This window comes from Thermosporothrix sp. COM3, assembly GCF_059696735.1.
Genome location: NZ_AP019376.1, coordinates 3,637,779 through 3,663,178 on the forward strand (window position 1 = coordinate 3,637,779; position 25,400 = coordinate 3,663,178).

20 protein-coding genes, 1 tRNA gene and 1 other RNA gene are annotated in these 25,400 nt (G+C 54.9%); 8 read left to right on the forward strand and 14 right to left on the reverse strand.

Annotated features, from left to right (window positions below):
• The first annotated feature begins 111 nt into the window (after positions 1–111).
• A complete protein-coding gene (locus tag KTH_RS15425) occupies positions 112–1,533 on the forward strand; it encodes a DUF4032 domain-containing protein (RefSeq protein ID WP_211325978.1) in 1,422 nt (473 codons plus the stop codon).
• A gap of 82 nt (positions 1,534–1,615) precedes the next feature.
• Here KTH_RS15425 and recA read toward each other — a convergent pair whose 3' ends face one another.
• From recA to KTH_RS15455, 6 genes are all read right to left on the reverse strand, one after another.
• Positions 1,616–2,752 (reverse strand): recombinase RecA, encoded by a 1,137-nt coding sequence (gene recA / locus KTH_RS15430; protein WP_111317522.1) that lies wholly within the window; start codon positions 2,750–2,752, stop codon positions 1,616–1,618.
• A gap of 330 nt (positions 2,753–3,082) precedes the next feature.
• Positions 3,083–3,694, reverse strand: a complete 612-nt coding sequence (recR, locus tag KTH_RS15435) for a recombination mediator RecR (protein ID WP_111317523.1) — start codon at positions 3,692–3,694, stop codon at positions 3,083–3,085.
• A 253-nt stretch (positions 3,695–3,947) separates the two neighbouring features.
• The gene (locus tag KTH_RS15440) at positions 3,948–4,244 is read right to left on the reverse strand and encodes a YbaB/EbfC family nucleoid-associated protein (protein ID WP_111317524.1); all 297 of its coding nucleotides are present in this window, start codon (positions 4,242–4,244) and stop codon (positions 3,948–3,950) included.
• 15 nt (positions 4,245–4,259) lie between these two features.
• On the reverse strand, positions 4,260–6,347 hold the full coding sequence (gene dnaX, locus KTH_RS15445; RefSeq protein WP_111317525.1) for a DNA polymerase III subunit gamma/tau: 2,088 nt from the start codon (positions 6,345–6,347) through the stop codon (positions 4,260–4,262).
• Positions 6,348–6,462: 115 nt separating this feature from the next.
• Positions 6,463–6,562: signal recognition particle sRNA small type (ffs, locus tag KTH_RS15450), an RNA gene on the reverse strand.
• A 612-nt stretch (positions 6,563–7,174) separates the two neighbouring features.
• Positions 7,175–8,026, reverse strand: a complete 852-nt coding sequence (locus KTH_RS15455) for a GNAT family N-acetyltransferase (protein ID WP_111317527.1) — start codon at positions 8,024–8,026, stop codon at positions 7,175–7,177.
• A 193-nt stretch (positions 8,027–8,219) separates the two neighbouring features.
• Here KTH_RS15455 and KTH_RS15460 point away from each other — a divergent pair, with 193 nt between their 5' ends.
• Positions 8,220–8,525 (forward strand): protealysin inhibitor emfourin, encoded by a 306-nt coding sequence (locus tag KTH_RS15460; RefSeq protein WP_111317528.1) that lies wholly within the window; start codon positions 8,220–8,222, stop codon positions 8,523–8,525.
• Between the two features lie 67 nt (positions 8,526–8,592).
• Here KTH_RS15460 and mtnP read toward each other — a convergent pair whose 3' ends face one another.
• Together mtnP and tyrS are read right to left on the reverse strand one after the other, a co-directional pair.
• The gene (mtnP, locus tag KTH_RS15465; protein WP_111317529.1) at positions 8,593–9,465 is read right to left on the reverse strand and encodes an S-methyl-5'-thioadenosine phosphorylase; all 873 of its coding nucleotides are present in this window, start codon (positions 9,463–9,465) and stop codon (positions 8,593–8,595) included.
• 104 nt (positions 9,466–9,569) lie between these two features.
• On the reverse strand, positions 9,570–10,805 hold the full coding sequence (tyrS, locus tag KTH_RS15470) for a tyrosine--tRNA ligase (RefSeq protein WP_170142247.1): 1,236 nt from the start codon (positions 10,803–10,805) through the stop codon (positions 9,570–9,572).
• A 236-nt stretch (positions 10,806–11,041) separates the two neighbouring features.
• On the opposite strand from tyrS, the gene KTH_RS15475 reads away from it, so the two are divergent.
• A complete protein-coding gene (locus KTH_RS15475) occupies positions 11,042–12,271 on the forward strand; it encodes an SGNH/GDSL hydrolase family protein (protein WP_497619813.1) in 1,230 nt (409 codons plus the stop codon).
• Between the two features lie 280 nt (positions 12,272–12,551).
• Positions 12,552–12,992: an Hsp20/alpha crystallin family protein gene (locus KTH_RS15480; protein WP_111317531.1), complete on the forward strand. Its 441-nt coding sequence runs from the start codon at positions 12,552–12,554 to the stop codon at positions 12,990–12,992.
• 79 nt (positions 12,993–13,071) lie between these two features.
• Here the strand turns inward: KTH_RS15480 and KTH_RS15485 are convergent, their stop codons facing one another.
• Positions 13,072–14,667, reverse strand: a complete 1,596-nt coding sequence (locus tag KTH_RS15485; RefSeq protein ID WP_170142248.1) for a DUF255 domain-containing protein — start codon at positions 14,665–14,667, stop codon at positions 13,072–13,074.
• A gap of 596 nt (positions 14,668–15,263) precedes the next feature.
• Between KTH_RS15485 and infC the strand changes: the two genes are divergently transcribed.
• Both infC and KTH_RS15495 read left to right on the forward strand, forming a co-directional pair.
• Entirely contained in the window at positions 15,264–16,088 is an 825-nt protein-coding gene (gene infC / locus KTH_RS15490) for a translation initiation factor IF-3 (RefSeq protein WP_249033438.1), read from the forward strand.
• Between the two features lie 264 nt (positions 16,089–16,352).
• On the forward strand, positions 16,353–17,801 hold the full coding sequence (locus tag KTH_RS15495; RefSeq protein WP_111317533.1) for a S41 family peptidase: 1,449 nt from the start codon (positions 16,353–16,355) through the stop codon (positions 17,799–17,801).
• 26 nt (positions 17,802–17,827) lie between these two features.
• On the opposite strand, the gene KTH_RS15500 is transcribed toward KTH_RS15495, so the two are convergent.
• Complete coding sequence (locus KTH_RS15500; RefSeq protein WP_497619816.1) at positions 17,828–18,691, reverse strand: AAC(3) family N-acetyltransferase; 864 nt, start codon at positions 18,689–18,691, stop codon at positions 17,828–17,830.
• An 88-nt stretch (positions 18,692–18,779) separates the two neighbouring features.
• On the opposite strand from KTH_RS15500, the gene KTH_RS15505 reads away from it, so the two are divergent.
• The gene (locus tag KTH_RS15505) at positions 18,780–19,103 is read left to right on the forward strand and encodes an L-rhamnose mutarotase (RefSeq protein ID WP_111317535.1); all 324 of its coding nucleotides are present in this window, start codon (positions 18,780–18,782) and stop codon (positions 19,101–19,103) included.
• A 17-nt stretch (positions 19,104–19,120) separates the two neighbouring features.
• Here KTH_RS15505 and KTH_RS15510 read toward each other — a convergent pair whose 3' ends face one another.
• From KTH_RS15510 to KTH_RS15525, 4 genes are all read right to left on the reverse strand, one after another.
• Positions 19,121–20,041: a hydroxymethylglutaryl-CoA lyase gene (locus KTH_RS15510; RefSeq protein WP_111317536.1), complete on the reverse strand. Its 921-nt coding sequence runs from the start codon at positions 20,039–20,041 to the stop codon at positions 19,121–19,123.
• Positions 20,042–20,059: 18 nt separating this feature from the next.
• Positions 20,060–21,502, reverse strand: a complete 1,443-nt coding sequence (locus tag KTH_RS15515) for a hemolysin family protein (protein WP_497619819.1) — start codon at positions 21,500–21,502, stop codon at positions 20,060–20,062.
• Between the two features lie 65 nt (positions 21,503–21,567).
• The gene (gene glmU, locus KTH_RS15520) at positions 21,568–23,004 is read right to left on the reverse strand and encodes a bifunctional UDP-N-acetylglucosamine diphosphorylase/glucosamine-1-phosphate N-acetyltransferase GlmU (protein WP_497619820.1); all 1,437 of its coding nucleotides are present in this window, start codon (positions 23,002–23,004) and stop codon (positions 21,568–21,570) included.
• A 379-nt stretch (positions 23,005–23,383) separates the two neighbouring features.
• A tRNA-Gln gene (locus tag KTH_RS15525) sits at positions 23,384–23,454 on the reverse strand.
• 256 nt (positions 23,455–23,710) lie between these two features.
• On the opposite strand from KTH_RS15525, the gene KTH_RS15530 reads away from it, so the two are divergent.
• Positions 23,711–25,318 (forward strand): carboxyl transferase domain-containing protein, encoded by a 1,608-nt coding sequence (locus KTH_RS15530; RefSeq protein ID WP_497619822.1) that lies wholly within the window; start codon positions 23,711–23,713, stop codon positions 25,316–25,318.
• Positions 25,319–25,400: the final 82 nt, after the last annotated feature.

Below are 25,400 nucleotides of genomic sequence, written 5' to 3' on the forward strand. Positions count from 1 at the left end.
CGATATACTATAATCAAAGGAAGGATGGTTGCTTCTTTACTGAAAAAATCATCAGGGAGGTTCGCTATCATTTACACACAGGTGAAAACAAAAACCGATATCCGCTTTAACATGGCACCATCCGAGCGGCACAGATTGGAGAAGTTGCCCTGGCATGCCCCGCTGAGCGAGTGGGATAGTCAGGGTGTAGACCTGCTGATTATTCGGCGGGGCGAGTCCCGGCACCCGGTCGTTTTTGTCGAGTGTCAGGGAATGCGCTATGCCATTAAGGAGACAACCCCTCATATGGCGGAGCGCGAAATCCGCAACCTGCGCGAAATCGAGCGGAGAGGCATTCCAGCCCTCAGCCCGGTTGGAAGCGTGGCCGTTGCCGCACCACCAATTCCGATTGAGATTCCGGGGATCCCGGGCGCCAGAGACTATATCAAAGGGGATAGAGGCTATACTGTAACCCGTCTGGCCCCCCGCGTGATCCCGCATGTGCTGCTCTATCGCTTGCCACTCAAAAAGCGCTCAAAACAGCGGATTCTTTCAGCGGTTGCTGTCCTTATGGTTGAGCTCCATGAGCACGGCATCTACTGGGGAGACCCTTCACTGGCGAACGTCCTGATACGTATTGATGGTCGACGAATTCTCGCGATTCTATCCGATGCAGAGACAGCGGAACTGTTCCCCGATTCGGTCAATGACGAGCTGAGGGAGCAGGATTTAGCCCTGTTCGGGGAGTCTCTGGCCTGGCAGGCGGAAGATCTACGCCAGGCAAAAGGCTTGCCGGAAGACAAGAAAGTGCTGGATGACCGCGATTACCGCTACTTCGAGCGGCGCTATCGCTGGCTCCGGCGCGAACATGCCCGGATTACCCATAGCAAGGGCTTTGACACGCTGCTGCAAGCGCAACGCTTCTTGCGCACCCTCCATCGTTGGGGGTTTTCACTGGCCGAAGCGACGGAACGTGTTTTCAAGCGCTTCCAGGTAACAACCGTTCTGCCCGGCTGGTATCAGCGCAGATTGTATGAGCTGCTTCATATCTCGATGCCGCCTCTGTATGCACCGCGTCTCTATCAGATGATTCTGGGGCATCAGATTATGAGCAGCCAACGCGAGAAACGGCCCATCAGCATCGAAGAAGCTGCACGTGACTGGTACGAACGATATCACTTACCGACGATCCTTATGCTTCGCCGTAACCTGTCCAGTGATCAGGAACCGATGGATGCCTACTTTGACATCATGGATCATAAATGGAAGCTCAGCCAGAAAGCCGGCTATGAGGTTTCCATTGAAGATGCCATTCTTGATTGGTCAATGGAGGCCGCGGAGACAGGCGAGTTAGGCAAAGTTGACCCGGCAAAGATTGCTACATGGTGGCGCGAACGACAACCCGTTGCGAAGGCATTGGAGCCACCTCTGATTGAAAGTGAAGAGCTTGAACCTCTGCTCTCAACCGGGGAAAAGCCACTTGTACGACTCAACGAAGAACAGCTAGAACAGAAGCTCCCGGAAATCCTGGAAAAAGGGAAAAAGGCGCGCTAATCGCCAGTTCAAAGGGACAAAAAAGAGGGAAGGTTTCAAAAAGCCTTCCCTCCATTTGTGTGCAGTCTGGTCGAAGGACCGCTTAGATCTCGCCCTCTTCTTCCAGAGTCAGCGGCTCTTCTTCCGGGGTCTCCATTACCTCGGTCGTCTCAACCCCATCCTCCTCGTTGTTACCGAAGATGGTCATATTGCTGCGGATCTGCTCCTCGAGCGCGGCAGCGACATCGGAATTCTGGCGCAGGAACTCTTTCGCGTTCTCGCGGCCCTGACCCAGGCGGATATCACCGACGGTGAACCATGTACCGCTGCGTTTCACAAGACCCATCTCCAGACCGACATCAAGCAGGCCACCCTCACGAGAGATGCCCTCGCTGTACATAATGTCGAACTCTGCGGACTTGAACGGAGGCGCAACCTTGTTCTTCAGCACGCGCACGCGAGTGCGGTTACCAGTTACTTCCTGCCCCTGCTTGATTGAGTCGATACGGCGGATATCCAGACGCAGCGAGGCATAGAACTTCAGCGCTTTACCACCGGCAGTGGTTTCAGGGTTACCGAACATCACACCGATCTTATCGCGCAACTGGTTCGTAAAGATAACGGCGCAATTGGAATTGCTGATCGCCGCGGTCAGCTTACGAAGCGCCTGGCTCATCAGACGAGCCTGCAAGCCAACGTGGGAGTCACCCATCTCGCCCTCGATTTCCGCGCGTGGCACCAGTGCGGCAACCGAGTCGACCACAATCACATCAACGGCATTACTGCGTACCAGCGAGTCCACAATTTCAAGCGCCTGCTCGCCGGTATCTGGCTGTGAAATGAGCAAGGTCTGTGTATCAACGCCACAGCGAGCCGCATACGTTCGGTCGAACGCATGCTCGGCATCAATAAAGGCCGCATAGCCACCGGCCTTCTGTGCGTTCGCAATGATATGCTGACAGAGCGTGGTTTTACCAGAAGACTCAGGACCATAGATCTCGGTAATACGACCACGCGGCACACCACCAACGCCAATCGCAAGGTCAAGGGCAATAGAGCCGGTCGGGATCACATCTACATGGATCTTCGGGGCGTCACCCATCTTCATAATAGCGCCCTTACCAAAGCGGCGCTCTATCTGCTGCAAAGCCAGCTCTATAGCTTTCTCGCGCTCGGTTTTTCCAGCATCACTCGCGGCGGCATTGCGATCAACAAGAGCTTTCTCTTTCTTACTACTCATCAGCTTCCTCCGCACAGAGGCAAAAAAAGATCCCCTGCACGCCTCCTTTTTTCAATTCAAAACTGTATACAGCGCAATCTTCAGATCGTTTTTCGTCCTCAGATAGATTTCCTCTGGTTACTTCTTTGGCAAGGGAACAAAAGTGGAAATAGCAGCCACTCACAACAACGAACTATTTCCGGGAAAGTAGAACAAGAGTACCATAATAAGGGCAAAGTGTCAAGAAATGATGCCTTCTGTACTCTTATAATACATGAAAAAACAAGACCTGCCCGCTGGATGCCGGGACCTCAGAAGCAAAAACCGTGGAAAAAAAGAAAGGCGACAGAATCAGAGTTCACGTCGCCCTTCAATCGCACGTCCTAACGTGTCTTCGTCAGCGTATTCAAGCGAGCTGCCCATTGAGAGGCCCCTTGCCAGTGTAGTAATGCGCACCTCGGGAACACTCAACTCGGTTTTAATACATCGTTCAATGGCACGTGCAGTATAATCACCCTCGAAGCCGGGGTTTGTAGCAAAAATCACCTCACGGATAGTTCCCCGTTCCAGGCGGCGCAAGAGTTCATCCATACGAATCTCTTTCCGCCCGATCCCATTCATCGGGGAGAGCGCCCCATGCAGCACATGGTACAGGCCCTTGTAGGCTCCCGTTTTCTCCAGCGCAAGCACATCCATCGGTTCTTCAACCACACAGATGGTATCCTGCTCCCGCGCGGGATTACTACAGATGGGACAGGGGTCTTTCTCCGTGATATTAAAACAGCGAGAACAATAGATAATGCTCTCTTTTACGCGCATGATCGCTTCAGCCAGACGACGCGCCTGATCGGTCGGGCAACGCAACACGTGGAAGGTGAGGCGCTGCGCCGTTTTCACGCCGATACCCGGCAGCTTCGCAAACTCCTCAACCAGCGCTGCGACTGGTGGTGCAATATCGCTCATCAGTTCGTTTCTTCCATCCTCGACGCTCGCGTACGAGCGCCGCAACGATCTTTATGAGTTCGTCTTCTGTTGTTTGTCTCCTTCAGCAGCCCGTGGGCGCTGCTCCAAAACCCGCCCTCGTCAAGCAGAGAGCACAGGCTTCAGTATGGAGGTTTCGCAGTGCACCATAACAACGCGTGCTTCGCATGCAAGCGGCGCCACCCCAAAACCTCCATTCCCTGCTTCATCGGGATTGAAGAACAGTTATGAAGCGTTAGAACAGGCCGGGAATCTTGATGCCGCCCGTCGCGCTCGAAACAAGGCGCTGCTGTGCTTCCGTCACGCGATCAAAGGCATCTTTTGCTGCGGCCTTGACCATGACCTCCAGCTCCTCGATGTCTTCGGGTGAGAACGCTTCGGGGTCAATCTTCACCGCCGTGATCTCATATTTTCCGCTCATCGTAATGGTGACAGCGCCACCGCCAGCAGTTCCGGTAAACTGGCTGTTCTCCAGCTCTTCCTGCATCTTCACCAGCTTCTGCTGCATTTTCTGGATCTCACGCATGTTCATAGGACCAAACACTCCTTATTTCAGATAGATATCTTTGATTTCAGCCTTAAATATTCGTACTACCTCTCGCACAACGGGATCCTCTTTCGCTTTGCGTTCCACCTGTTCTCTGCGCGTTTCAGAAGGTGCAGCAGTTGGTGGCTGCGATACGGGTTGGCGGCGCTCCTCCGTACTCGTGAGGGCAGCACTCTTGAGAGCATTGGTACCGTTTGTACTCTCCTGAGTACTATTCTCTCTCACACTCCCATTTCTGGCAAGAGGTTCCTGAACGGGGGGCGGCTGCACAGCCGTTGGTGTCGCCTGAAAAACAGCCAGCGCCTCCGCCAGATCAATTGGCCCATTTCTTCCTGACGAGCCATTCTGCTGCTGAGTGGGCGGCTGAGGCGCGGGACGCTCCGGCTGTGGGATACTGTTTCTGCTGCGGTTGCCGGGTCGCCAATCCTGATCGGGTGGCAACACACGCAAGCGGCACTTCTGCGGCAACTCTATTTCTAATGCCCACTCAATCAGTTGCTTATCTTTATCTTTTAGATTCGTATAGAAGAACGTTTGGGTCGCTTTGATGACCAACAACGGCACATCGGCTGTCGGCTCGATTCCGAGCAGGGTAAAGTATCTCAGGAAGGCCGACACGCGGGCGCCATCTCGTTGTGGCTGTGAGCGCACACGCCGGATAACCAGCTCCCATTTCTCTTTGACCTCATCCAGCGTTATCAGCGGCTCAGCACTCTCTTCAGCGACGGGAGGCGTTTCTTCCTGCTGGACAGGAGGCTCTTCCGGCGCGGGTGGCTCTGGCTGGATGGGAGGAGGAATATTAATCCCTGTCGCGGCGCGAATTGAGGCCTGTTTCCGTTCGACAGGCTGGCTCGGCTGTGACAGATCTGGTGGTGTGACAGGACGTGGCGCGGGCTGACTCGGCTGTGGTGCGACAGGGCGTAGCGCAGGTTGGCTTGCCTGTGGCGCAACAGGGCGTGATGCAGGCTGCGGTACAAGCGCTTCACCGGCCTGAGCACGGCGATGCAGCTCGATACAGGCCAGCAAGGCAAGCTCAATCCCGAGTTGCGGCGTTCCCTGGTTCTTCTGAATCAAGTCATTCTGGGCAAAGATCCGCGAGCACTCCATCAGCTCTTCGAGCGTGAACTGCTGCACCGCCGCCTGAATATCACGAATCTCATCCTCGGTGCTATCCATAATCTCAGCGATGTTCGCCCCGGCCTTACAGAGCATCATCGCCCGCCAGAGCTCAGCAATCTGGCCGTTAATCTGGCGTAGATCGGCCCCGGCCTCGACCAGCTCATGCACCTGATGGAGCGCCGCCGAGCTATCAAGCTGTGCCACGTACTGAATAAACTTCTGAATCGCACGCGGATCGGCGACACCAAGCATTGCCTGCACCTGATCCAGCGTGATCGACTCTCCACTATACGCGATTGCCTGATCGAGCAGGCTCAAGGCATCGCGCATACCACCAGAGGCGGCACGAGCCAGTAATTCAGCGGCTCCGCGCTCAAGCTGGACTTTCTCCTGTTCCGCAACAAAGCACAGATGCTCAACAATCTGGCGCGTGGTGATCCGCTTGAAGTCGTAGCGCTGACAGCGAGACAGGACCGTCGGTAACATCTTATGCACATCAGTTGTCGCCATCACAAAAATAGCGTGGGGGGGCGGCTCTTCCAGCGTCTTGAGCAGGGCATTAAAGGCCTCGGTGGTCAGCATGTGCGCCTCGTCAAGGATGTAGACTTTATAGCGACCACTAGAGGGCGGCACCATCACCTTTTCACGGAGCTCACGAATGCTATCGATACCACGATTGGAGGCAGCGTCGATCTCAACAACGTTGAAAGAGCTCCCATCAGCGATCTCGCGGCAGAGTTGACATTCATTGCAGGGCTCGCCATTGACAGGAGAGAGACAGTTCACGGTTTTCGCGAGCAAGCGTGCGGTACTTGTTTTTCCGGTTCCACGCGGACCGGTGAAGAGATAGGCGTGGGTTAATTTGCCAGCTTTGAGGGCATTCTTGAGTGTGCGAACAACGGCCTCCTGACCGACGAGTTCGGAGAAGGTTTGAGAACGCCACTTACGGTAGAGAGATTGTGAGGCCATAGTACAACTCCCGCCTGTAGTTTCCTCGATACGGCCAAGAAGCGGCCTCCAGAATCAGAAGAAAAAAAGTGTTTCGGACATAGAAAACCGATTTTCACCAGCACCTACCAGTCAGCGTAATCAGGCTCCCCTGCGACACCCAGAGAGGCCCACTTACCGTTGCTTCCTCACGGACCTGGCGGGGTTCGCGAACATCTGCCGCGCAGGACCCAATTACGCAGACCGACAGGCACGGGAGAAAACCGGCCTGCCCCATTGCTTTATCTCCTTTACGGGACGTGTGTATTGTACCCTTCCTTGACCAGTTTGTCAATCACTTTTTGGGGCTTTTTTCCTGGAATTTTTTCCGTTTGGAATTTCTTTTCCAGTTCAGACGGACAAAAAACAGGGAAGAGCGCTCTTCCCTGTCCGATGAGTAGAAAACAAGTGAGAGTCAGAAAGCAATCTCCCGCCTTCGGGATCTCATGGGCAGTGGAACCAGACATCATCCGAAGCGGTTCCGGCATCAGGACAAGAGCTATTCGCCCGCCGGAAAGCGCATCCCGCTCAACCTGATAAAGCATATGTACTACACGTTATGCGCACCCATACAGACTCAAAAGATGCGCGCTCAGTCCCGGCTCTCCGACCTTTTCAGTGAAGTGTGTAATCCAGTATACACCGCAAGACTTTCTCCTGAATTACCCACAGACAAACCCACACACATAGTGGATTTCATAGCAATTCTAGCGGGAATACTGTACAGAACGGGAGTGAAACGCCGGTTCTCTCCGCTTTTTTTGGCTACAAAATCCCTGCCCGTCTGCTTCTCTTACATAAGAGTTCCGCTATGGATGAAAGTTGCACTCGCAAGCATCAACTATCGGACGATAGCCAATCTTCTGGTAGATGCTGTTTGATACGGGGTTCGCCAGATCGGTATACAGACAACACATAGACCAACCACTATCCAGCAAGTGCTGACTCAAGGCGGCAACACAGCGCGAAGCATAGCCATGACCGCGCTCTTCAGGCGGCGTATAGACCATTCCGATTGTGATAGTTTGCTTGAGTGGACGGGTTTTCAGCGCTGTCGAAACCGGTCGGCCATCGGGCAACACCCAGAGGAAGACATCTCCCGCCCTGATGCGTTTCAAGGCCATCTGAACAAATCCCTCCTCACCACGCGGATCATCCGGTAGTGCTTCCCGATGGAAGGCCCCGGCCCACTGCGCCAGTAGCGGGCCATCTTTCTCCGTTGCCTGCCGCAAGGCTCCCGGTCCCGGAGATGGTGGAATGACCTCCGTCAGCCCAAAGAGCCGCTCTCGCATCCCGATCTCATATCCCCGACCGGTAAGCCGCTTCCAGCTTTCCGAGAAGGCCAGCGCAAGCGTGCTCTCCGCGACCACACCCGGAACCGTCCAACCGTGCGCCAGCAGATCGCGAATGATGAGCTCATGAGCCTCGATGTTCTCTGGCTGCTCGCTGGATAAGATGATACGAAATGGCGGCGTCATACAGGCAGCCAGGATCAGGCCCTGCTCATCCTCGACCGAGGCAAGATACACCCTGTCTGCAAAGTCCTGAAACCGCTGGCTGATCCCGAGGATCAGGCTATTCAAGACCTCTTTTCGCTCAAGCACCGGGACCACCTGCTCCAGAAAATCGTGCGCCCGAGGATACACATGAAGTAGTGCCATCTTCTTACCCCTTCTGTTTTTCTTCCTTATCGTACTATATATACCACAACCAGTGACCCTTCAGAGCACTGGAATGGCTTCACAACACCCATCGAAAGACAGCACAGCCAGATACATGGAGTTTCTCGCCCGACAGATATAATGAAGAGGAAGGGTCCATTTGCAGAAAAGGAGGGAGGTTGTTCCTGATATTATGCGTATCGAGTTTGCCATTCAGGGGGGCATCGCCTATTTCCCCGGGCTTCATAAAAAGACCATGATAGATACAACACACATACCCAAAGAGGAGGCAGAGGAGCTAGAGCACACACTTGCTTCCGTCCACTTCTTTGAGCTTCCTGAGCGCATTAATACGCATCCGCCCGGCGCCGCGGACTATCATCAGTACGTTATCACCGTTGAGGATGAGGGCAAAAAGCACACGGTCTCGGTTGCCGGACCTATACAGAACGCGGCGCTTCGCTCACTGATTCACATCTTAAAGGAACACAGTGCTTGAACGAAAGCTCTTCCCGCACATGGGAAGAGCCTTTTTCAAGCTTGAGCGATGGGCGACATAACGCAGCTTAGAGATATTTCTTCACCAGCAGGCTATATTTCTCTTTCACCTCAGCCGGAATTGCGGAACGATCCGTCATAATGGCCGTTGCCAGCGCCTCGGAGCAGCCACAGGTCGCCTGCGCTCGATCGGCAGGGATACGCTGTGCCACATTCTGGAGAATCCGCTGTGCATTCTTGACGTTGGCGGCAAGATTCTGAACCACCATCTCAACCGTGACCGACTCTTCCGCCTCGTGCCAGCAGTCATAATCGGTGACACAGGCGACGGTCGCATAGCACAGTTCGGCCTCGCGTGCCAGCTTGGCTTCTGGAAGTGCCGTCATACCAATGATGTCCATTCCCAGTTTACGATAGGTGTTGGACTCAGCCTTTGTCGAGAACAGCGGTCCCTCCATACAGACATAGGTGCCGCCTGCATGTACGGTAACATCCTTCAATTCACGTGCCGATTCCAGCAGCAGCTTGCTCAGGTGGGGACAGAACGGCTCGGCAAAGGTCGCATGCACTACAAGACCACCCTCGAAGAAGCTGTTCACGCGACTCTTCGTCCGGTCGAAAAGCTGATCGGGAATCACCAGATCGCGGGGTGCATAATCCTCACGCAGGCTTCCCACAGCGCTCACTGAGATCACATATTCAACGCCGAGGCTTTTCAGCGCCCAGATATTCGCTCGCACCGGAATCTCGGTCGGGTTCAGGCGGTGGCCACGCCCGTGGCGAGGCAGAAACGCCATCGAAACGCCGTTGACCTTCCCGATCGTAATCACATCACTGGGATCACCGAACGGGGTGCTGATCTTGACCTCTTCAACCTCGGTCATATGCTCCATTCGATAGAGTCCGCTTCCCCCGATGACACCAATAGTTGCCTGTGGCATAGATCTTTCCTCTCCTCACAGAACAGAAATCGTAGACATAAATAAAAAAGAGCGACGTGGAAAGCGCTCCGAGCAAAAAAAGAGCGTGGAAAGCCACGCCCTTTCTAGGATACCTTGATCCGGATGTAATGACGCTTACCCACCTTGAGAATCGCGCCCGCTTCAGCCGGAACCTGATACTCGACATCGGTGATACGCGTTGCCTCTCCCTCTTCACCCTTGAGGAAGAGCGAAACGCCACCCTGCTTAATCAGCTCGCGTGCTTTATTTTTGCTTGCAGCCAACCCGGCAGAAACCATCACATCCACGATCGGTGCAGGCTGGCTCATCTGATAATCGGGAATATCGGTCGGGAGCTTGCGCTGCGAGAACTGCCGAATAAAGGCTTCTTGCGCGTCCTCGGCTGCCTCCTGATTATGGAATTGCGTCACGATCTCGCGGGCCATCCGCAGCTTGACATCGCGCGGGTTCAATGTGCCCTCGGCCATCTTGCAATCAAACTCGTCGAGTTCCTCATCATCAACCTCGGTCAACGCCTCGAAGTAGGAGCGCATGCAGTGATCGGGCAGAGACATCAGTTTTCCGAACATGTCACGGGCGGGCGCCGTAATCGCGATATAGTTATCAAGCGACTTGCCCATCTTTTTGACACCATCAAGGCCAACGATCAGGTTCATGGTGAGGATCTGCTGCGGTTTCTGGCCGAAAATAGGCTGCAACTCGCGTCCAACCAGCAGGTTAAAGGTCTGGTCGGTTCCACCAAGCTCGACATCAGCATGCAGCGCCACCGAGTCATAGCCCTGCAACAGCGGATACATAAACTCTGACAGATAGATCTCAATGCCACTCTTGTAGCGCTTGGAGAAGTCATCGCGCTCAAGCATCTGCGCCACCGTCTTATAGCTCAAAAGGCGCATAACATCGCTGAGCGTAAACGTATCAAACCACTCGCTCTGGCGGCGGACCTCGGTCTGCTGCGGATCAACAATTTTAAAGAACTGCTCCAGATAGGTTGCAGCGTTCGAGTTCACCTGTTCCTCGGTCAGCGGCTTCCGCGCCTCCAGACGACCACTCGGATCGCCAAGCCGGGCGGTCCAGTCACCGATCACCACCACGGTTTTATGACCGAGCTTCTGGAACTGGCGCAATTTACGAAACACAACGGCGTGACCAATCGTCAGCTCGTAGTGGGTCGGATCAACCCCGAGCTTGACGCGCAGCGGCTCGCCCTTATTCCCCTCAAGAAGCATACGGCGCAGATCGTCTTCTTTCTCGACCAGCGCCACCCCACGCCTGAGCAGGTAATCTATTTCTTTTTGTGATGCTTGTTTAACCGACACCTCTAAACCTCTCAGCCAACGGAATAATGATCTTTTCTTGTGGGCATTGTAACAGAACAGAGGAAAGACGTCGAGAGGATTCTTCAAGATAGCGCTCCTCAACTGCCGCTTCTCCTCTCTTGCTCCCTGCTCCTGTAGCAAGAATGCTTTTTTTGACATCGCGTGTTTCTTATGCCCAAAATAAAAGAAGGATCTTTTGTAGGAAGTATTCTGTATAGTCAAGTAAAGTAGGAAAAATGAAAGAGAAGCGCCTTTTTATCTCACCTGCCTGTCTGTTCCTTGTAACCATCCTCCTGCTTGCCGGATGCGCACAGCAAGTCACGCAGCCCGACCCGACACCTCAGACCAGCACGACCGTCCAGCCTTCCAGTACCGGGCCCGGCAATCATCCCGCCGGAAGCGCTGCCGCCCTTGTCAGTCGCAACGCTCCAGCCTTCACCAACGATGATTGTGAGGGCTCCTATCCAGCCAAACAGGCAGACGACGCCAGCTATGACACCTTCTGGCAGGCCTGTCAGACGCCCGGACCAGACAAGCCTATCTGGCTCGCCTATGACCTCTCCCGGGTTCCAGCGGCCCAGCGTGCCAAACTCCTGCTTGTCTGGTACAACACCCCGACCGGCAACTATAATCATGTCCTCAACGGTTATGAAGGCTACAACAACCCGAAAGACTATGAGATCGAGATCAATTCAGGTGCGGGCGGTAGTCAGCCCCCTGCCGCTCACTGGGAGTCGAAGGCTTCTGTGCAGGGAAACACCTATCACTCACGCCAGCATCTCATTGACATGGGAGCAGCAAACTGGCTTCGCATCCGGGTGCGCGGCTCGGATGGCACCACCGAGAACTATGGGGTCTCTCTGAACATGGATGTCTACGAAGCCAGTAAGGCCATCGCGGACGACTGGATCTTCTACGGCGCCTCAATCTTCATGGAGGCAATGAATCAGGACTCGCGGGCCGGCGTCCCTTCCTTTCAACAGTTGATCCAGCAACAGCGCCCCGATCATTACCCCGTTGCCGAGGGCGGTGGCATTGGCGGCTTCACCACCACCGACGCGCTGCACTACTTTGATAGCTGGCTTCAGATCTTCCCTGGTAAATATGTTGCCCTGGGTTACGGCTCCAATGACGCGCTCAGTTGTTTCGATCCCGAGAAGTTCTATAAGAACTATGAAACGCTGGTCCAGAAGATCACGAACGCGGGCAAGGTGCCGCTGGTGCAGAAGATTCTCTGGGGACCCAATGAGCGTATTCAGCAATGCGCCCCGCCTCTGAACGCGCAGCTTGACCGCCTCTATCGTGAGCACCCCGAGGTCATCGCTGGTCCCGATACCTGGACCTACTTTCAACAACATCCGAACTATATCAGCGACGATGGCATTCACCCCAACGAGGAGGGAAGCGGAGCGCTCCGTAAGCTCTGGGCAGAAACAGCGCTCAAAACCGTCTACAAAGCCTCATAAGCTCGTCCACACCCCCGAAGGCGTCACGTGAGCAGAACGTGACGCTTCTTTGTATTACCTTGATAGTAGTCCTATCAAAGTTTCTAACAGAATTCTTATAAATATCTTACGTCTTTCTAACACGGGATGCGCTATATTACTACCAGAACGAAAACAACGAACGCGGAAACGATCACAACAAAACGGTTTCCACGAAATCGTCTGATCTATAGAAGAAGGAATCTAGAAAGAGCATTTCACCTCGCCCACCCGAGCGAGGCTGAAAGGAGGAACCCATATCATGGCAAACATTACACGCTATAACCCATTCCAGGAATTTGTTTCACTGCGTGAAGCAATGGACCGCCTGTTTGAAGATAGCTTCATCTCTCCGCGCAGCAGCAGCTTCATCGGGCGTGGCGTTCCGGCAAACCTGTATGAGACACCTGAAGAATTCGTCTTACAGGTCCCAATGCCTGGCGTGAACCCCGATGACGTTGAGATCAACGTGCACCAGGACGCCGTGAATATCAAATGGGAGACAAAGAATACGATCCCGGACAACGCGACCGTCCATCTGCGCGGCTGGCAGAGTGCTCAGTACCAGCATTCGTTCAGCCTGCCCGCTCCGATCAACTCGGACAAGACCGAGGCAAGCTACAACGAAGGTATTCTCACCCTGCGGTTCCCGAAGGCGGAACATGCGAAAGCTCGCACAATCAAAGTGAGAAGCGTCAAATAAGCCTCCCGTCAAGCCTGAGTAAAAGTTGAAATAAGCCGAGTGGAGTGGTCTTGATGTGCCACTCCACTTTTTTTGCCTGCTAGAACCAGGCATTTTCAATGGCTGCCTGCACAATACAGGCATAGAGCGCCCCTTCAATGCCGGTACGGCGGTATTTTTCCAGGCAGGCAGCAAGTACCAGCAGGGCTGTCTCGCGCAGGTGTTCCCGCTTGCTATAGACCGCCATCCGCAACAGACATTCAGCCGCCAACGCGTTCTCAGCAAGCGGCTGCTGGCGCACAGTTAGCCTGCCCAGAAGATCCGGCGTCTCAGGATAGTCGTAGAAGAGGCCGGTCGAACGGTCAAGCAGCTCCTGACAGGCGAAGTGCATCAGGGCTATCGCCGTCTCAAGATACCGCTTCTCACCACGTCGCTCATATGCATCCAACAGGGCGCGTGTCATCCAGACCTGATCCGTGAGCTGTCCGGGCAGGCCGGGTTGTCCATCCAGCTCATAGTGATACATGCAGCCAGCGGGATGTAGCACATGCGTGCCCAGGTAATCGAGGATCCGACAGGCCATTTTCTCAAGGGCGGGAGCGTGTAAGACCTCGGCGGCAAGCAATAGCGAAGAACTCATGCGGGCATTCCAGGAGGTATAGACGGTGGTATCAACGCCCGGTGCCTCCCGCGATGCCCGAGAATACAGCCCGGGCTCATAGTACTCTTCGTCGGCGCACTGGCTACCGCTGAATACCCCGCGCTCGGTTTGCCAGAGCGTATTATTCAAGTACATCAACAACTGGCGGATCAGATCGACCCATTCCTGCTGGCCGGTCTCCCGGGCGGTGAGCGCGAGCAGCCGCAGCATAGCCGCGTTCTCTTCCAACATCTTTTCAGTATGGGGATTACTCCAATCGCCAGCCGCCGAATAGCGGAAGAACCCACCCTCTTCGTAATCCCACAGGCCCCCATCACGCATCTGGATCAATGAATACGTCACACGTTCAAGCAGCTCTGGTTGTTGCTTTCGTCCGAGCATCAGCCAGAGCTCCAACGCTTCAGGATGAGGGAAGCGCAGATGTGGATGCAGCAGAAAGCCGCCATACTCCGGGTCATAGAGATCAAGCAGGACACGAGACGCCTCTTCCGGCAGTCGAAGCAGGGCGGAACGCTCCTCCAGGAGCAGCGCACGCAAGGGCAGCGGTGCAGGCGGCGACACCCGGTGCGCCCGAAGCTGCTGAATCTGGGCAGCAATCTCGGCGCGATGCTCGCTATAATAGCGGCGGATATGGCCGAGGTAATAGAGCATCTGGTGCGGCGGCACATAGACGCCACCCCAGAGGATTTCACCCTCGGCGGAGAGCAGGACAATGCTTGGCCACCCATTCTGATTGTAGCGCTGGTTCACATCGGGGCGCAGGTCGCTATCAACGCGAATCGGGATATAATCGTGATTGAGAATCGCGATCACGCTCGGCTCGGAGAGAGTGGTTTCATCCATAATATGACACCACTGACACCACGACGAGGAAAGCGAGAGAAAAATGGGCTTCCCGGAACGTTCGGCCTCATCAAACGCCTCTTTCCCCCAGAGCCGCCATGCAATCTGGTGGGCTTGATTGGGATGAGGAGAGAAACGCAGGCCCTCAGCCGCCGAGGATTGAGATTGAGACGCGACAACATCGCCGCTCATGCACAAGCCTCCTTCGCATGTAGCATGAATCACACAGGAACGCCTGTCAAGCGAATTCATCATAGAGAACCATGAACTATCCGTAACAACAAGTATATCACACAGAGGAGAGAAAGGATTCTATTCTTACTCCTGCCTGCTCCCTCTTCTCCTGCCCGGGCTAAAAAGGCACAGAAAGCGCAATAAAAAGAGAGCAGATAAGAAGACCGGAAAGAGGTCATGCCGGGAGAAATCCGACATTTTTCCCGCTTTATCAGAGCTTCAAAATCCTTGTCAAGCATCACACGATCTGGTATACTCTCTCCAAGAGGGGTCTCCGGCTGCAAAAGGGGAAAATCTGGCCTGTAAACTGCCCTCGAAGAAAGCGAGCGAGAACAGTACCCCGCTCAATAGAAGAGGCTGGTTTGCATCGAAGGACCGCAAGCAGAGAAGATATTCCCCCGCTCAGGCAATGTCAGACAGGTGATTCTGTAACGACAGGCTGCGTCAGAACGTATTCTAAAACACGGATAGTTTGCTTTGCCGTTGACCTTTTGTTAGAATGATGCAACTGGTCAAACGGTTCTCCGATGAGAGCCGGCGTACCAGCAAGAACCTTGTTTCCCGATAGCCGCTCATCCTGGCGGGCAGAAAAAGAGCGTGGATCTATTGGCGAGAAGCAGGCGTTGCTGGCGACCAGAAGCAGGGTGAAACACCAGAGAAGCAAACAAACAACCCAACAAACACAAGAACAACAAGGTACAAATTTGTTAGTGACAAAAGAGGAGGTTCGGCCTATTAACAGGGACTTTCGTGGAAGCGACCGGCCACGTGAGACACGAGTGAACGAGCGCATTCGTGCTCGGGAGGTACGCTTAATCGACGAGAACGGTGAAATGGTGGGAGTGATGCCCCCAGCACGAGCACTCGATATTGCCCGCGAGAAAAATCTTGACCTCGTTGAAGTAGCTGCGAACAGCAATCCGCCAGTCTGTAAGCTGATGGATTATGGCCGCTTCAAGTATGAACAGGCCAAGAAAGAGAACGAAGCGAAGAAAAATCAGAAGACGGTTACGCTCAAAGAGATTCGGATGCGCCCCCGCACGGATGAACATGACATCCAGGTCAAAACCCGCAAGATTCAGGAATTCCTGGCAGATGGGGACAAGGTCCGGGTGAGCGTTCAGTTCCGTGGCGCAGAAATGCGACACCCGGAACTTGGTCGTAAATTGCTGGATCAGATCGCGGAAAGCCTAAAGGGTACAGCAACTATCGAACGCGCTCCATCTATGGAAGGGCGCATGATGTCCATGATCGTTTCTCGTGCTCCCGGATGGGAACCGCCCAAAAAGCAGGCTGCTCCTCCTTCCAAGAAGCAGTTGAAGGCTGTCGACAACGAACAGAGCGAGAAGCCAGTTGAAGCGGTTCAGCAAGAATCGTAGTACTGCGCTTCCAGATATTGAGCTGTTGTCCATCACACTCTCTCCTTTTGGTATATATGCCGAAAGGCTGATGGGTGTGCAACGCAAAACATGATCAGAAGGGTATAGCTGACAGCGGCTATACCCTCTTTCTTTTCTCTCACTGTTTCCTCTGAATTGACTTTTTTTCTCGCTCTCACTAAGATAACAAAAAGCGATCCAGCAGTTAGCCTGAACTGTATCAAAGATAGATGTAAAAGTAACAGTGCCACACGGAGGCTTTCGGTGAACAACAATAATGATCCCCGCTGGAACTACGATGATCCGCGCTTCTACGAAGGACGCCCGGCGGATCAGGCGCCCAGCCGACCAGCATATGATGATCTCGGGCATCAGGGTCAGATCCCGACCTCTCCTGACCCATTGCCCTATGACAACGTTCCGCCCGATGGCTACGACCTGCGTCAGCATCAGGAAGAGGAACGGAGACTCCGCATTCAACGCACCATCGGCAAAACGCTCGGTATCCTTGCCCTTGTTGCGATCGCCTTCCTCGGAGGCTGGTTCAGTCACGAGTTTTTCAGTGGGCCTCGCTTCGACTCTAACAACCAATCAAAATCGTATCTCGGTCTTATTCAAGAAGCATGGCAACTTATCGACGAAAACTATGTCGACCGCGAAAATGTAAACTATAAGAAAATGGCCTATACTGCTATTGACTCTATGGTGACTTCGCTCAATGACAAGCAACATACCCGCTTCCTCACTCCCGACGACGTCAAGAACGAGAACCAGCAGCTCAGCGGGAAAGTGGTTGGCATCGGCGTCTATGTCCAGCAGGACCCGAACACAAAGAAGGTATTTATCTCAGGCACAATGCCAGATTCACCCGCCGAAAAGGCCGGCCTGAAAGCGAATGATGTCATTGTGGCCGTCGATGGAAAGAGCACACAGGGAAAGGACCTCAGCGAGATCAGTGCGATGATTAAAGGCAAGGAAGGCACCGACGTCACCCTGACCATTCAGCGCCCCGGCGAACAGGGAACAAAGGACTTCAAGATTACCCGCGCCTCAATTACCGTGCCCAACGTGCTTATGTACTACATCCCCGATAGCCATATCGCGCATATTCAGATCGTCCAGTTTACAGATGGCGTGACAAGCCAGCTCAAAGAGGCTGTGAACAAGGCCAAAGCGCAGGGCGCACAGAAGATTGTGCTTGACCTTCGCAACAATCCCGGCGGCTACCTCCGCGAGGCCATTGATACCGCCAGCCTGTTCCTTGAACAGGGCACCATTCTGATTGAACGAGACAAGTCGGGCAACCAGCAAGAATATAAGGCAACCGGTCAGACCCTTGATACCAAAATACCGCTTGTGGTGCTGACCAACAACAATACCGCCAGCGCCGCCGAGATTGTCGCCAGCGCGCTCCGCGATAATGGCCGTGCCACGATCATCGGTGAAAAGACGCTCGGCACCGGAACCGTGCTTCAGCAGTTTGATCTCTCCGATGGCTCGGCGATCCTGCTTGGAATTCGCGAATGGCTCACTCCGAAGGGACAGTTCATCCGTGATCAGGGGGTCCAGCCAGATGTAACGATCAAGCTTGCTCCCAATGTCTCCATTGTCTCGCCAACCGAGGAATCGAGCGAGCATATGAACGAGGCCCAGATTATGGGCAGTCAGGACAAGCAGCTACAGGAAGCAATCAAGTACCTCAAAGCACACTGAGCGCTCCTGCGCGGCGGAGAGACAGCCTACCCGGTTGACTCTCCGCTTTTTTGTGCATCGAGCATCGGCCCTCCGGGAATCGCGTCACGACAGCGCACACAGGTAGGATCAGCACAGGCCGTGATCGACGGATTCCGCCTGATCGCCTCTGATGCTACCTCAAGCGTGGCCCGGGCCGGAAACACCTGCCAGAGGCTTTCCCCCACAGTGCAGGTGGTACGAAACGGCGCAAGGAGCGGGGCAAACGCCTCAAAACCAGTGGAGCAGCTTCCGATTTCCACCATCTGAGGCTTTCCGTGCTCGTCGTTGGCCCATCGCCGAAAGAGTGTCCGACCCGCCTGTTGTTCGGCATAATGCAGAAACGTCATGGATGTCAGCCTCACGCCCATCAACAGAATGGCTCCATCAAGCCCGCAAAGCTCTTTAAAAGGTGCATAGACCGCGAGTGGTTTCTGTGGCGCAATCAACTGTTCCGCCTGCGGTCCGATGGCAACAAAGGAGTTCAGAGGATGCCACCCACGCACGCGCCGCCGCTCCCGCACCATGACAGCAGGAAGCGCCCCCATATCCAGATCTATCGCAGTCGTGTCGGGGCGATAGATCTGGCTTGTAGGCGGAAGCGAAAGCTCCTCCTCACTCCACCCGTTACGCGCTGGATACGCACTATCAGGCGGAGGAGCGGAAAAGGTACGCAGCGAAAAGGAAGGCGCCATCACCGTGCATCCCTCAGCAAGCAGCCCCTCAAGCAGCGTCCTGGCCCCTCCCTCAATATGCCCGAAGGAGCGCAAAGAGGAATGGACACAGAGCGCCTTCCCGGACAAGCCACATTGCTGTACAGCCACACGAATCATACTGAGCGTCACCAGCATCCGTTTTTCCTTTCTGAACAAGCAAGCATCCTTGAAAAGTGTATCGCGATCGACTATAGTGGGAGAAACACTATCCGGGAGTATACCATATTCAGGGAGGAGAACCGATATGCGCCGTTTTGGTCAGGTCATTGGCATCAAGCCTGACAAAATCGAGGAGTATGAGCGCCTGCACGCCGCCACATGGCCCGAGGTGCTGAAAACCATCCACGCATGCAACATCCGCAACTACACCATCTTTCGCCATGAACACCTGCTGTTCGCGTATTTTGAGTATATCGGAGACGATTTCGAGGCGGATATGAAGAAGATGGCGGAAGACCCCAAAACAAGGGAGTGGTGGAGCTATACCGACCCCTGTCAGGAACCACTCCCTTCACGCCAACCAGGCGAATGGTGGACCACCATGCGCGAGGTCTTTCATACTGACTAAAAGAAGCAGAGAACGCTTCAGAGCGCTGTGGCCGCCTGATAGTATTTGCTCGTCGGAGGATGTCCCAGGAAGGGCGCAATACTCCGGGTGGCCGCAACCACTTTCTCCAGATTGACCCCCGTCTCAATCCCGAGCCCGTGAAGCATATACAACAGGTCCTCTGTTGCCAGGTTTCCAGCAGCTCCCGGAGCATATGGACAGCCTCCCAGACCACCGGCAGCGCTATCCACCGTTGAAATACCAAGCTGGAGCGCTGTCAGGACGTTTGCCAGCGCAGTGCCTCGTGTATCGTGAAAGTGCACCGCAAGCTTCTCCAGCGGGATACGTCCCTTTGTCACCAGCAGATCAATCACCGTCACCACCTGATCGGGAGTCGCGACACCAATCGTATCGCCAAGCGAGAGCTCACTGATACCCATGTCCAGCAGGCGCAGAGCCACCTCAAGCGTCTGTTCGGGCTTGACCTCACCCTCGTAGGGACACCCGAAGACGGTTGAGATATACCCACGCACGGGGATTTGTTCCCGCTGTGCCGCCTCGACCACCGGGCGAAAGTTTGCCAGACTCTCCGCGATCGTAGCGTTGATGTTATGGCGCGTAAAGCTCTCGCTTGCGGCAGTAAAGACGGCAATCGAGCGTACTCCGGCAGCAAGCGCCCGCTCCATCCCCTTCATATTCGGCACAAGAACCGGATACTCGGTTCCGGGCAGGCGCGTCAGGCTGCTCATCACCTCGGACGCATCGCTTAACTGTGGGATCGCCCGCGGGCTGACAAACGAGGTCGCTTCAACGACCGGTAAACCGGCCTCGGCCAGTTGCTCGATAAAGCGGATCTTCTGGGCAGTGGGGACCTGTCCCTTCTCGTTCTGCAAGCCGTCACGCGGGCCAACCTCTACCACGCGTACCCGGCGTGGCAACGAAGCAAACAACGTGTGCATCCAGCAAACTCCTCTCACTTACAGGAAAGCCGAAAATGTCGGGCGCACCATCGGCTGCTGTCCGACCCCTGTGTCGCTCTGCTTCTCGGAAGCCGGAACGACCGGCACAGTATGAACATCCTGCCCCGGCTGAGACTCAACGGGCTTCTGTTCTCGCTGCACCCGAATCTTCAGGATCCGGCGGCCGCGGGTTGCCAGCACCGTAAAGGTCAGATCCTCGTAGGAGACCACATCGCCTACGCCAGGTATCTTGTCCAGTTGCGCATACACAAAGCCACCAAGCGTCTCATAGTCCTCATTCGAGAGGTGGGTATCCATCATATCGTTGAAGTCATCAATGCTGAACATCGCATCGAAGATATACTCGTTCTCGCTCACCTTCTCGTAGAGGTTCTCTTCGTGGTCGTACTCGTCTTTGATGTCGCCGACGATCTCTTCCACCAGATCCTCTATCGTCACCAGTCCTGACACCGAGCCATATTCATCAACCACAATCACGATATGGACGCGGTTCTGTCGAATCTCGCTCAGCAGATCATCGAGCTTTTTCGTCTCAGGTACAAAGTATGCCGGGCGTACCAGCGAGCGGATTGAGCGGGTGGTCTGTCCATCACGCAACTGTTTCAATAAATCTTTGGTGTAGAGGATGCCAATGATCTCATCAACGCCTTTGCCAGCATCATAGACCGGGATACGCGAAAAGCCTCCCTGAAGGGCCACGTCCACGGCTTCCAGCACGGTTGTGGTATCGGCCAACGTGACCATATCAATGCGAGGAATCATCACCTCACGGGTGGTCGTATCCGCGAACTCGAAGATGCTATGAATCATCTCCGTCTCATCCTCTTCAAGCACGCCCTCTTCCTCGCCGACGGTCAGCAGCATACGCAGCTCCTCCTCAGTGACAAACGGGCCACTTCGCTTTAAGCGCCCATTGGTCAGGTGCACCAGCAGCCGGGTCACGGAACGCAACAACCAGACAACCGGAGAAAGGAGCCGCGCCAGCAACCGAATAGGCGTGACCAGTATCCGCACCCAACTCATCGGGCTCTGGACGGCGGCGGTCTTGGGGACGATCTCACAGAAGAGCAGGACAATCAGCGCGAGGAGAACCGAGGCAATCAACTGCCCCCACGAGGCAAAGAAATGCAGGGCAAGGAGTGTTGACGCAACAGCGGCAACGATGATCGATACAACATGAACAATGAGCACCGTGGTGAGGAAGGTATTTGGTTCAGCCAGGAGTTGATCTATCTTCAGCGCAGATTGATCGCCTTCCTCAACCAGATTTTTGAGCTTAATACGGCTGATAGAGGTCAAAGCCGTCTCGGCAGCCGAAGCCAATGCACAGAGAAGCAGAGCCACAAGCAAGATGATGAGCTGTGTCCCGAGTTCCCCGTTCCACTGTGGCAACCGAAAATCAAGAATGGCGGCTATACTACCTAGATCGGGGCCGTCCATAGGTCATCAATTACTGCCTTTCACAGCGTGTCAGGGGCAACCGTTGGCGCCCCCTGACACAAAAACTATTTATTTCCAGATTCTACAGGAGAATCTTGCTCCGTCCCGGCACTTTCGCGCACGCGAATCAAGCGAGCGGGCACCCCGGCAACCAGCGCGTGTGGTGGCACATCCTGCCGCACAACTGCGCCAGCTCCCGTATATCCATGCTCACCGACCGTGACCGGGGCAACCAGCGTCGTATCACACCCGACAAACGCATGATCACCGATAATGGTCGGATGCTTCTGCTTGCCGTCATAGTTCGATGTAATGACACCGGCGGCGATATTCACCTGTTTACCGACGGTCGCATCACCCACATAGCTGAAATGGTGCATCTGCGTTTCGGGTCCCAGATAGGAGTTCTTGACCTCCGCAAAGTTCCCCATATAGACACCACGTGCCAGATGCGCCCCGGGGCGACAATGGCTGAAAGGGCCAACATGTACGCCCTCTTCCAGCGTAGAGGATTCTACGACAGAATTCTGAATGACACAGCGGTCGCCCACAACAGACTGATCGATGGTCGTTGCCGGTCCAATACGGCAGCCCGCACCGATCGTCGTTTCACCGGAAATCATCGTTCCAGGGAGGATCACAGTATCCTGGCCGATCTGCACTCCATCATCGATATAGGTTGAGCTCGGGTCAACAATCGTAACCCCGGCGTACATGTGCTGCTCCAGGATCCGACGGCGCACAAGCTGCTCTGCATAGGCAAGCTGGACGCGATTATTGACACCAATGGTCTCTTCAAGCGTCCCGAGCACGGTCGCGATTTCTCGCCCTTGCTGACTGGCAATGCCAACCAGATCGGTCAAATAATACTCGCCTGATGGATTGCGTGGCAGCGCCTCAAGAGTGGGCCAGAGCCATTCGCGATCAAAGCAATAGACCCCCGAATTGATCTCGTTAATCTTGAGCTGCTCGGGAGTGGCCCGCTTGACCTCAACGATTTCCAGCACACGCCCAGTGGCATCGCGCACGATACGGCCAAAATCGGAGGGACGATCGGTCAAAGCCGTCAAAAACGTCACTGTCGCCTGACGCTGTATATGTTCAGCCACAATCTGCGCCAGAATCTCTGGCCGCACCAGCGGAGTATCACCATAACAGACCAACACAGTTTGTGGCAGAGGAGCAAGCGAATTCACAACATCCATTGCCATCAGGAGTGCATGCCCGGTTCCCAGTTGCTCTTCTTGTAATGCATAATGGCACTGCTCACCAAAAGCAGCTTCAACCTGCTCACGCTCATGCCCGAGCACAACAACGGGACGATGTGAATGAACAGAATCAGCGAGGGGAGCAAAAGAAGAGGTAGCGGGGATTGACTCAATAGCGTTCAAGACATGACCGAGAAGGGGGCGTCCGGCCAGCCGATGAAGCACTTTCGGTAAACTTGAACGCATCCGGGTTCCTTTTCCTGCGGCAAGAACCACGGTCGCATATGTATTCATCAAACAAATCTCCTCGGGAGATCCCCGGCCTCAGCCGTGGGGAGGAAAGAGGACGTCACCGCCCCTTCCTCGAACCTCCGCTTGCGCGGGTAATGTATGCCTCGTCAAGGTTCTGGAGCGGTTTGTCTGTCCATAGCACAGGCTTCACTATGGGCCGTAGAGGTCAGAGCGGGCAAACACCCTGACGTACCTATCTATTCGCTCCGAACGGAGCCCGATCACTCACAAGGAGTGCTGGCTGAGACTGGTCAGGTTCGGGTCTGCTCTTCACAAGCCCCGGTGGGGTCCCTGACGAGCGAAATATAGACTGTATAAACAACAAATCAGGCATTAGAAGTTCTAATGCCTTACAAAGTGGAAGGAAAAGAAAGTGATGAGGCTGGGGTGCTAGGATTCGAACCTAGGATCGCGGATCCAAAGTCCGCTGCCTTACCGCTTGGCCACACCCCAACGCTGTTTGTTACCAGCCGCGCGAGGTTTCTTCCTCGCACGCAAGTATAGTACACGAAACCGTACGATTTGTCAATAATCCGGACGAGTTTTTTGCCGAAAAACTGGCAGGCAGAAGCCACCTTCCACCGTCACACATTCACAGGCGAGAAGTCTAAATCTTGACGGGCCTTGTAAAGCGGTGCTATGCTGCAAATAGAGCAATGACGCACGACACGCTGTTCCCAGTATCATCGACGAGAGGAACCTAGACAGAATGGCATTGATTGAAAGTCGAATAGATCGCAACAGTAGCGAGTTTCAAGAGAATGCTCGCTCTTTCAGGCAACTGCTCGAACAGTTGCGCGAGCGCACGGAACAGGTGAAACAGGGTGGTGGCCCGGAAGCCATCGAAAAACATCGCAAGCGGAACAAGCTGCTTGCCCGCGAACGCATTCACCTGCTCTGCGATCCCGATACTCCTTTTCTTGAACTGAGCCCTCTGGCCGCCTGGGATATGTATGACAATGACGCTCCCTCGGCGGGCATCGTGACCGGGATCGGGGTTATTGAGGGGCAAGAATGCATGATTGTTGCCAATGATGCAACAGTCAAAGGCGGCACCTATTTCCCGATGACCGTCAAAAAACATCTCCGCGCCCAGGAAATCGCCGAGCAGAACCATCTGCCCTGTATCTATCTGGTCGATTCGGGCGGCGCATACCTTCCCCTTCAGGCTGACGTGTTCCCCGACCGCGACCACTTCGGGCGCATCTTCTATAACCAGGCGCGGATGTCCAGCCAGCGCATTCCACAGATCGCGGTCGTGATGGGCTCCTGTACCGCTGGCGGAGCATATGTTCCGGCCATGAGTGATGAAACGATCATCGTGCGCGGCAACGGCACGATCTTTCTGGGTGGTCCGCCACTGGTCAAAGCCGCAACCGGCGAGGAGGTCACAGCCGAGGAGCTCGGCGGGGCCGATGTGCACAGTCGCACCTCTGGCGTCACCGATCACTACGCGATGAACGACGAGCACGCGCTTGCGCTCTGTCGCAGCATCGTCTCACATCTCTATCGGCGCAAATATATCCCCTGGGAGATCAGGCCACCAGAGCCACCGCGCTATGATCCTGATGAGCTGCTCGGGATTGTGCCCGCCGATAGCCGGAAAAGCTACGATGTCCGTGAGGTGATCGCTCGCCTTGTGGACGGCAGCGACTTCCACGAGTTCAAGGCGCTCTATGGCACAACGCTCGTCTGTGGCTTCGCCCGCATCATGGGCTATCCGGTCGGTATCATCGCCAACAACGGTATCCTCTTCTCGGAAAGCGCCCTCAAGGCCACCCACTTTATCGAGCTTTGCGGGCAGCGTCAGATTCCGCTGGTCTTCTTACAGAACATTACGGGCTTTATGGTCGGCAAGCAATACGAGAATGGCGGCATCGCCAAAGATGGGGCCAAGATGGTTATGGCAGTCGCCAACGCACCCGTCCCGCGCTTTACCGTGATCATCGGCGGCTCGTTCGGCGCTGGCAACTACGGCATGTGTGGTCGCGCCTACTCCCCGCGGCAGCTCTGGATGTGGCCCAATGCCCGTATCTCGGTGATGGGCGGACAGCAGGCTGCAACCGTCCTGGCAACGATCCGCAAGGAAGGACTGGCCGCTCGCGGCAAGACGATGAGCCCCGAAGAAGAGGCCGCCTTTATGCAGCCCATCCTTGAGAAGTATGAGCAGGAGGGCAACCCCTACTACAGCACGGCCCGCCTCTGGGACGATGGGATTATTGATCCACGCGATACCCGCACCGTTCTGGCCCTGGGGATTGCCGCCTCGCTGAACGCGCCCATGCCCGAAACTCCCTTCGGCGTCTTCAGGATGTAGTGACGCTAACGGGATCGCTTGCACGTTCCAATCTTGTATATGCAAAATATATGCAAACTTCGTGCAAGACCCGGGCCAGGAA

Coding starts and splice junctions, on each gene's coding strand:
- KTH_RS15425 (WP_211325978.1), top strand. CDS start 112: ATGGCACCATCCGAGCGGCACAGATTGGAGAAGTTGCCCTGGCATGCC.
- recA (WP_111317522.1), bottom strand. CDS start 2,752: ATGAGTAGTAAGAAAGAGAAAGCTCTTGTTGATCGCAATGCCGCCGCG.
- recR (WP_111317523.1), bottom strand. CDS start 3,694: ATGAGCGATATTGCACCACCAGTCGCAGCGCTGGTTGAGGAGTTTGCG.
- KTH_RS15440 (WP_111317524.1), bottom strand. CDS start 4,244: ATGAACATGCGTGAGATCCAGAAAATGCAGCAGAAGCTGGTGAAGATG.
- dnaX (WP_111317525.1), bottom strand. CDS start 6,347: ATGGCCTCACAATCTCTCTACCGTAAGTGGCGTTCTCAAACCTTCTCC.
- KTH_RS15455 (WP_111317527.1), bottom strand. CDS start 8,026: ATGGCACTACTTCATGTGTATCCTCGGGCGCACGATTTTCTGGAGCAG.
- KTH_RS15460 (WP_111317528.1), top strand. CDS start 8,220: ATGCGTATCGAGTTTGCCATTCAGGGGGGCATCGCCTATTTCCCCGGG.
- mtnP (WP_111317529.1), bottom strand. CDS start 9,465: ATGCCACAGGCAACTATTGGTGTCATCGGGGGAAGCGGACTCTATCGA.
- KTH_RS15475 (WP_497619813.1), top strand. CDS start 11,042: ATGAAAGAGAAGCGCCTTTTTATCTCACCTGCCTGTCTGTTCCTTGTA.
- KTH_RS15480 (WP_111317531.1), top strand. CDS start 12,552: ATGGCAAACATTACACGCTATAACCCATTCCAGGAATTTGTTTCACTG.
- KTH_RS15485 (WP_170142248.1), bottom strand. CDS start 14,667: ATGAGCGGCGATGTTGTCGCGTCTCAATCTCAATCCTCGGCGGCTGAG.
- KTH_RS15505 (WP_111317535.1), top strand. CDS start 18,780: ATGCGCCGTTTTGGTCAGGTCATTGGCATCAAGCCTGACAAAATCGAG.
- KTH_RS15510 (WP_111317536.1), bottom strand. CDS start 20,041: ATGCACACGTTGTTTGCTTCGTTGCCACGCCGGGTACGCGTGGTAGAG.
- KTH_RS15515 (WP_497619819.1), bottom strand. CDS start 21,502: ATGGACGGCCCCGATCTAGGTAGTATAGCCGCCATTCTTGATTTTCGG.
- glmU (WP_497619820.1), bottom strand. CDS start 23,004: ATGAATACATATGCGACCGTGGTTCTTGCCGCAGGAAAAGGAACCCGG.
- KTH_RS15530 (WP_497619822.1), top strand. CDS start 23,711: ATGGCATTGATTGAAAGTCGAATAGATCGCAACAGTAGCGAGTTTCAA.